This window comes from Streptomyces sp. NPDC059853, from assembly GCF_042731495.1.
Taxonomy (GTDB): Bacteria; Actinomycetota; Actinomycetes; order Streptomycetales; family Streptomycetaceae; genus Streptomyces.
In genome coordinates, this window is sequence record NZ_JBHWJL010000267.1 from 1 (window position 1) to 7235 (window position 7235).

Below are 7235 nucleotides of genomic sequence, written 5' to 3' on the forward strand. Positions count from 1 at the left end.
GGGGGGGGGCCCCCGGGGGCGGGGGTCCCCCCACCGTCGGGGTGGTGCGGGTGGGGCCGGGGTCAGTCGCGCATGACCTCGGGTTCGTGCCGCCGCAGGAACTTCATCACCAGGAAGCCGCAGGCGACGCCGAGGGCGACGAGCATGCTGACGTCCAGGAGCCACCAGCCGGCCGCGTGGTTCCACAGCGGGTCGCCGGAGGCGTCCGGGTCGGTGACGGAGGCGGTGAGGGTGTTGAGGTCGGCGGTGGTGGCGGTGCCGGCCAGGGCCCAGCGGGAGGGCATCAGCCAGGCGATCTGTTCGACGCCGAGCTTGCCGTGCACCTCGAAGAGGGCGCCGGTGAACACCAGCTGGACCACGGAGATCATCACCAGCAGCGGCATGGTCATCTCGGAGGTGCGCACCAGTGAGGAGATGACGAGGCCGATCATCATGGAGGTGCAGCCCAGGACCATGATGACCAGGGTCATCTCCAGCGCGGGAGAGCTGGTGAACAGCACGCCCTCGGCGGGCATCTCGCGGGGCAGGAAGCCGATGGCGCCCAGGATGGCGGCCTGGAAGATGGTGACGATGCCCAGCACGAAGACCTTGGACATCAGGTAGGCGGAGCGGGAGAGGCCGACCGCGCGTTCGCGTTCGTAGATCACCCGTTCCTTGATGAGTTCCCGGACGGCGTTGGCGGATCCGGAGAAGCACATGCCGACGACGAGGACCAGCAGGATGATGCTGGCCTGGCCGTTGCGGCCGCCGTTCTCCGGTCTGCCATAGCCCAGGCCGTAGTCGGCGGGGATGGCCAGCGAGACCGCGCCGAGGATGACCGGCAGGGCGACGGTGAGGCCGAGGAAGCCCTTGTCGGCGAAGATCACCGCCGCGTATCTGCGCATCAGGGTCCACACCTGGGAGCCCCAGGTCTGGGCCTTCTGTTCGGCGGCGGCCACCGGCTGGAAGTTGGCGGCCTGGGGCTGCACGGCGTCGAGGTCGGCCGCGTATATCTGGTAGTGCTGCGAGCCGCGCCAGCGGCCCATCCAGTCGTAGTCGCGGTAGTTCTCGAACGCGGAGAAGACGTCGGCCCAGTTGTCGTAGCCGAAGAAGTTGAGGGCCTCGTCCGGCGGGCCGAAGTAGGCGACGCCGCCGCCGGGCGCCATGACCAGCACCCGGTCGCACAGGCCCAGCTCGGCAACCGAGTGGGTGACGACCAGGACGGTACGGCCGTCGTCGGCCAGGCCGCGCAGCAGTTGCATGACGTCGCGGTCCATGCCGGGGTCGAGGCCCGAGGTGGGCTCGTCCAGGAAGATCAGCGACGGCTTGGTGAGCAGTTCCAGGGCGACCGAGACGCGCTTGCGCTGGCCGCCGGAGAGCGAGGAGATGCGCTTGGTGGCGTGCACGTCGAGCTTGAGTTCGCGCAGCACCTCCTCGACCCGGGCGTTGCGCTCGGCCTCGGCGACGTCGCCGGGGAAGCGGAGCTGGGCGGCGAGCCGCAGGGCCTGCCGGATGGGCAGTTCCTTGTGGAGGATGTCGTCCTGAGGGACGAGCCCGATGCGGTGCCGCAGCTCGGCGAAGTGCGTGTACAGGTTGCGGTGGTCGTACAGCACCTCGCCGTAGGTGGCGGGGCGGTAGCCGGTGAGGGCGCGCAGCAGGGTGGACTTGCCGGAGCCGGAGGGGCCGATGACACCGATCAGCGACTTCTCGGGGACGCCGAAGGAGACGTCGTTGAGGATGGTGGTGCGGCCGTTGTTGACCTGGACGGTCAGGTGGCGGGCCGAGAAGGAGACCTCGCCGGTGTCGACGTACTCCTGGAGCTGGTTGCCGACCAGCCGGAAGGTGGAGTGGCCGATGCCGACGGTGTCGTTCTGGCCGAGGTAGCGGCGGCCGTTCTTGTCCATCCGCTGGCCGTTGACGTACGTGCCGTTGTGGCTGCCGAGGTCGTGCAACTCGTAGCGGCCGTCCGGGTGGGCCAGGAACTCGGCGTGGTGGCGGGAGACCTGGAGGTCGGAGACCACCAGTTCGTTCTCCAGCGCGCGGCCGATCCGGGTGACCTGGCCGACCGCCAGGTGGTGGAACGTGGTGACGCTGCGGTCGCCGCCGGCTCCGGCCGGGTTGGCGCCGGGCTGGTGGGGCGGCATGGCGGGCGGCCGGCCGGCCATGGCGGGCACGGGTGCGCCGAACCCGTGCTGCTGCGGCTGCTGCTGGTACTGGTGCTGCGGCTCCTGCTGGTGCGGGACGGGCGCGGTTCCCGAGAAGGTGAGCCGCGGTCCGTCGGTGGCGTTGCCCAGGTGGACGACCGAACCCGGGCCCAGCGGCAGCTCCTGGACCCGCTGGCCCTGGGCGTAGGTTCCGTTGGTGCTGCCGTGGTCCTCCAGGATCCAGTTCTGGCCGCCCCAGCGCACGGTGGCGTGCCGCCAGGAGACCCGCGCGTCCTGCAGGACGAGGTCGCCCTGCGGATCCCGCCCCACGCTGTACGACCGGGTCGGGTCCAACGACCAGGTCTGTCCGTTCAGTTCGAGTACGAGTTCTGGCACTCCATGCCCCACAAAGTTGTCCCCCGACCGGCCCTCCCCCAGCCTCCGGCCGGGAGGTACCCCCAGAGGAGGGTTCGAGATGGTCGACCATCGTCCAGGCACTATTCCAGTCCCGGGCCGGAAACGGAAAGCGGGGCCCGGATAGTCACGGAGCTGGTGCGAAGCGTCGGCATCTCTGTGACCTTCCTCTCCGTTCGCCCGCACGGCGGCCGATGGCCATACCCCGGCTACCGGGAGCGACTACCGTGGTGCGCACCATGATCCCCGCACAGACGCCCACGCTGCTGGTGAAGATCTTCGGGAGGGACCGGCCGGGTCTGACCGCCGGTCTCTTCGAGACGCTCGCCGCCTTTCATGTGACGGTCATCGACATCGAGCAGGTGGTGACCCGGGGACGCATCGTGCTGTGCGCCCTGGTGAGCGCGCCGGCCGGTGGTTCCGGCTCCGAGGGTGAGCTGCGGGCCACGGTGCACGGCTGGGCCGAGGGTCTGGGGATGCAGGCCGAGATCATCTCGGGGCTCGGCGACAACCCGGCCCGGGGCAGTGGCCGCTCCCATGTGACGGTGCTGGGGAATCCGCTGAACGCGGAGAACACGGCGGCGATCGCGGCCCGGATCACCGGCTGCGGCGGCAACATCGACCGGATCTTCCGGCTGGCGAAGTATCCGGTGACGGCGGTCGAGTTCAATGTCTCCGGGGTGCCGACCGAGCGGCTGCGCACGGAGCTGGCGACCGAGGCGGCCGTGCGGTCGATAGACGTGGCGGTGGTGTCGGCGGGGCTGTCCCGGCGGGCGCAGCGGCTGGTGGTCATGGATGTCGACTCGACGCTGATCCAGGACGAGGTCATCGAGCTGTTCGCGGCGCACGCCGGCTGCGAGGAGAAGGTCGCCGAGGTGACGGCGGCGGCGATGCGCGGGGAGCTGGACTTCGAGGAGTCGCTGCACGCCCGGGTGGCGTTGCTGGCGGGCCTGGACGCGTCGGTGGTGGACAAGGTGCGCGCGGAGGTGCGGCTGACCCCCGGGGCGCGGACCCTGATCCGCACCCTCAAGCGGCTGGGCTACCAGGTGGGGGTGGTCTCGGGTGGCTTCACGCAGGTGACGGACGCGCTGGCGGAGCGGCTGGGGCTGGACTTCGCCGCGGCGAACACGCTGGAGATCGTGGACGGCCGGCTGACCGGGCGGGTGACCGGGGAGATCGTGGACCGGGCGGGCAAGGCGCGGCTGCTGCGCCGGTTCGCGGCGTCGGCGGGGGTGCCGCTGGCGCAGACGGTGGCGATCGGGGACGGCGCGAACGATCTGGACATGCTGAACGCGGCCGGTCTGGGGGTGGCGTTCAACGCCAAGCCGATGGTGCGGCAGGCGGCGCACACGGCGCTGAGTGTGCCGTTCCTTGACACGGTGCTGTACCTGCTGGGGGTCACCCGGGAGGAAGTGGAGGCGGCGGACGCCGAGAGCTGAGGCGCCGGGGCGCCGCCTCCTCAGGCCGCGGGGCGGTCAGGAGTGCGGGGCCCAGAACGCCGCGAGGGTGCCGACACCGTGTTCGACGGATTTCCAGTCGCCGGTGAAGGTGAGCACGGCGATGGCGGCGGTGGGGTAGCCGGTGCGGTTCATCCGGGCGAGACAGTCCCCCTCGGACGCGCCCGCGAGGGCGTCGGCGAGAGCGTGGATGCCGGGGTTGTGGGCGATCAGCAGCAGGTCGCGCACCTGGTCGTCGGTCTCGTTGAGGACGGCGATGAGTTCGCCGAGGGACGCCTCGTACAGCCGCTCGTCGTAGACGGTGCGCGGGCGCCGGGGCAGTTCGGAGGCGACCAGTTTCCAGGTCTCCCGGGTGCGGGCCGCGGTGGAGCACAGGGCGAGGTCGGGGGTGATGCCGGCGCCGGCGAGCCGGCGGCCGGCCACGGGGGCGTCCTTGCGACCGCGCTCGGCGAGCGGCCGGTCGTGGTCGGAGACGTCGGGCCAGTCGGCTTTGGCGTGTCGGAGAAGGACGATCCTGCGGGGTGCTTCAGCGCTCATGTGTCCCAGCTTTGCATGAAACGTGCCCGTGGCGGCGGGTGGTTGGCGAACCTGCCGGGGTGCGGGCGGCCGGGTCAGCCGAGCCAGGTGTTCCTGGCGTGCTCGACCAGTTGGGAGACGGGCTGCGGCCCGGGGGCGGGGCCGGTCTGGGTGCTGGCGGCGAGCAGGCACAGCAGGGCGCTGAAGGCCGCGACGGGCAGGGCGAGGGCCCACCAGCGCAGCCGGACGTCGGGTCCGGCCGGCCGGGCCCTGGGGGTGGTCATGCGGGCCGTGCGACCGGTCATGGTGCGCCTCCATCCGTGGTCCCGCGAGGGGTGTCGCCGTACTGCGTCCCACGGTAGGCGGACGGCGGGCGCGGGCCCATCGGGTAACCCACCCACCCGCCCCTGACGCTGTCCCCCTAGGGGACGGTGGGGCGGGCACCACCCGGGCCGGCGGTGGGGCGGATCAGTGGCCGGCGGCGATGCTGGCGATGACGCCGATCACGATGCTGACGGCGAGCATGACGCCGAGGATGAGCAGCAGGGTGCGCTGTCCGCCGGTGGGGTTGGGCTCAAGTGCTGGCATGGGCCCAGTCTGCCATTCAGGCCCCGTCCTCGATGTGGCGGTCCCGGCCGGCGAGGGTGCCGGCGAGGATCTGGAGCACCATGAGGGCGGCCATGAAGGCGAGCGGAAGGTGCCAGTCGCCGGTGGCCTCGTTGAGGACGCCGACGACCAGGGGGCCCGGCAGGGAGATGAGGTAGCCGGTGGACTGGGCGAAGGCGGAGAGCCGGACGACGCCGTGGGAGCTGCGGGCGCGCAGGCCGATCATGGCGAGGGCGACGGGGAAGGCGCAGTTGGCGATGCCGAGCAGGACGGCCCAGGCCCAGGCGCCGCCGTGCGGGGCGAGCCACAGTCCGGTGTATCCGGCGAGGCCGCACAGGGCGAGGACGGTGAGGAGCGGGCCCTGGGTGCGCATCCGGGTGGCGAGCGGGGGGACGACGAAGGAGAGCGGGACGCTCAGGCCCATGGCGACGGCGAAGAGGAGGCCCGCGGTACCGGCGGAGATGCCGGCGTCGCGGTAGATCTGGGGCAGCCAGCCCATGATGATGTAGGCGGCGGTGGCCTGGAGGCCGAAGAAGCAGGCCAGGGCCCAGGCGGTGGGTGAGCGCCGCAGGGTGAGGCGGGTGGTGTCGGGGGTGGCCTGCGGGGCGGGGGCCGGTGCCGTGGGGGCGGGGGCGGCGGTGGCGCGGCTCCGGAGGAGGACGGCGAGCCAGGCGGTGACGGCCAGGGCGCCGGGGACGGCCCACAGGCCGATGCCGAGCCGCCAACTGTCGCCGAGGGCGCTCGCGAGGGGCACGGTGACCGCGCCGGCTCCGGCGGCGCCCAGGGACAGGGCCATGGAGTACAGGCCGGTCATGGTGCCGATGCGGTCCGGGAAGTACCGCTTGACGAGGACCGGCATGAGGACGTTGGCGACGGCGATACCGGCCAGGGCGAGGGCGCTGGAGGCGAGGAAGACGCCGGTGCTGCCGGCGAGCGAGCGCAGCGCGAGTCCCGCGGTGACGGCGGCCATGCCGGCGGCGACGACGGCGACGGGGCCGTACCGGCGGGAGAGGGCGGGCGCGGTGACGCCGAAGACGGCGAAGCACAGGGCGGGGACCGAGGTGAGCAGTCCGGCGACGGTGCCGTTCATGCCGAGGTCGGCGCGGACTTCTTCCAGCAGCGGGGCGAGGGCGGAGATCGCCGGGCGCAGGTTGAGTGCCGCGAGCACCAGGCCGGCGGTGATCAGCCACAGCAGGACGGGGGTCGCGGGGCCGGTGGTGGCCGGTGCGGCGCGCGGCGGGGTCGCTTCGGGTGCGGGGGTGGCCGGGCCGGGGGTACGGTCATGCTTCGCCAACGACATGACCTCATCATAGAATCATCCAATGAATGGGTCATTACAAGATTCCTGCAGCTGACAGGAGAGCCATGTCACTCACCTCCCCCCGCCGCTCGGCGCTCGCCGATCAGGTGATCGACCAGCTGCGGAACGAGATCACCTCGGGCGCCTGGCCGGTGGGATCGCGGATCCCGACCGAACCCGAGCTGGTCGAACAGCTGGGAGTGGCCAGGAACACCGTCCGCGAGGCCATCCGCGCGCTCGCCCACAACGGACTCCTGGACATCCGGCAGGGCTCGGGCACCTATGTGGTGGCCACCAGCGAACTCGCCGGGGTGATGCACCGCCGCTTCGCCGGCGCCGACCCGCACCATGTCGCCGAGCTGCGCGGCGCGCTGGAGACCGCCGCCGCCCGGATGGCCGCCCAGCGCCGCACCCCCGAGGACCTGAGCCGCCTGGAGCGGGTGCTCGCCGCCCGCGAGGCGGCCTGGCACACCGGGCACGTCGAACGGTTCGTGGAGGCGGACGCCACCTTCCACCTCGCCGTCGTCACCGCCGCCCACAACGAGGTGCTCTCCGGCCTCTACGCCGATCTGGGCACCGTGCTGCGGCAGTTCCTGCGGTACGACGTGGGCGACGCCCTCGACCCGGCCTCGTACATGGACCACGCCCGGCTGTTCACCGCCGTCCGCGACGGCGACGCCGACCGCGCCGAACAGGAGGCCGCCACCCACACCCGTACCTGCCGCAGCTTCGCCGCCGCGGGCGCGGGCGCGGACTCCGGGACGAGCTGAACCGCCCGCCCCCGCACACGGCGGCGGCCCGTACGGAAGGAGTTCCTTC

Annotated in this window: 7 protein-coding genes; 2 read left to right on the forward strand and 5 right to left on the reverse strand. The window is 72.2% G+C overall.

The annotated features are described in order from the left end of the window. Positions 1 to 62: 62 nt before the first annotated feature. A complete protein-coding gene (locus tag ACFV5N_RS22210) occupies positions 63 to 2519 on the reverse strand; it encodes an FHA domain-containing protein (RefSeq protein ID WP_385602592.1) in 2457 nt (818 codons plus the stop codon). A gap of 257 nt (positions 2520 to 2776) precedes the next feature. Between ACFV5N_RS22210 and serB the strand changes: the two genes are divergently transcribed. Next, positions 2777 to 3976, forward strand: a complete 1200-nt coding sequence (serB, locus tag ACFV5N_RS22215) for a phosphoserine phosphatase SerB (protein ID WP_385602595.1) — start codon at positions 2777 to 2779, stop codon at positions 3974 to 3976. Positions 3977 to 4012: 36 nt separating this feature from the next. On the opposite strand, the gene ACFV5N_RS22220 is transcribed toward serB, so the two are convergent. The 4 genes from ACFV5N_RS22220 to ACFV5N_RS22235 all read right to left on the reverse strand — a co-directional run bounded on the left by ACFV5N_RS22220 (position 4013) and on the right by ACFV5N_RS22235 (position 6416). Next, positions 4013 to 4531: a SixA phosphatase family protein gene (locus ACFV5N_RS22220; protein WP_385602598.1), complete on the reverse strand. Its 519-nt coding sequence runs from the start codon at positions 4529 to 4531 to the stop codon at positions 4013 to 4015. A 74-nt stretch (positions 4532 to 4605) separates the two neighbouring features. Next, positions 4606 to 4815, reverse strand: a complete 210-nt coding sequence (locus tag ACFV5N_RS22225) for a hypothetical protein (protein ID WP_385602601.1) — start codon at positions 4813 to 4815, stop codon at positions 4606 to 4608. A gap of 163 nt (positions 4816 to 4978) precedes the next feature. Beyond that, positions 4979 to 5098, reverse strand: coding sequence for an SGM_5486 family transporter-associated protein (locus ACFV5N_RS22230; protein ID WP_385602604.1), 120 nt, complete (start codon positions 5096 to 5098; stop codon positions 4979 to 4981). Between the two features lie 16 nt (positions 5099 to 5114). Further along, positions 5115 to 6416: a CynX/NimT family MFS transporter gene (locus ACFV5N_RS22235; protein ID WP_385602607.1), complete on the reverse strand. Its 1302-nt coding sequence runs from the start codon at positions 6414 to 6416 to the stop codon at positions 5115 to 5117. A 65-nt stretch (positions 6417 to 6481) separates the two neighbouring features. On the opposite strand from ACFV5N_RS22235, the gene ACFV5N_RS22240 reads away from it, so the two are divergent. Continuing rightward, positions 6482 to 7186 (forward strand): FadR/GntR family transcriptional regulator, encoded by a 705-nt coding sequence (locus ACFV5N_RS22240; RefSeq protein WP_385602610.1) that lies wholly within the window; start codon positions 6482 to 6484, stop codon positions 7184 to 7186. Positions 7187 to 7235: the final 49 nt, after the last annotated feature.

Coding starts and splice junctions, on each gene's coding strand:
- ACFV5N_RS22240 (WP_385602610.1), top strand. CDS start 6,482: ATGTCACTCACCTCCCCCCGCCGCTCGGCGCTCGCCGATCAGGTGATC.
- ACFV5N_RS22235 (WP_385602607.1), bottom strand. CDS start 6,416: ATGTCGTTGGCGAAGCATGACCGTACCCCCGGCCCGGCCACCCCCGCA.
- ACFV5N_RS22225 (WP_385602601.1), bottom strand. CDS start 4,815: ATGACCGGTCGCACGGCCCGCATGACCACCCCCAGGGCCCGGCCGGCC.
- ACFV5N_RS22230 (WP_385602604.1), bottom strand. CDS start 5,098: ATGCCAGCACTTGAGCCCAACCCCACCGGCGGACAGCGCACCCTGCTG.
- ACFV5N_RS22220 (WP_385602598.1), bottom strand. CDS start 4,531: ATGAGCGCTGAAGCACCCCGCAGGATCGTCCTTCTCCGACACGCCAAA.
- serB (WP_385602595.1), top strand. CDS start 2,777: ATGATCCCCGCACAGACGCCCACGCTGCTGGTGAAGATCTTCGGGAGG.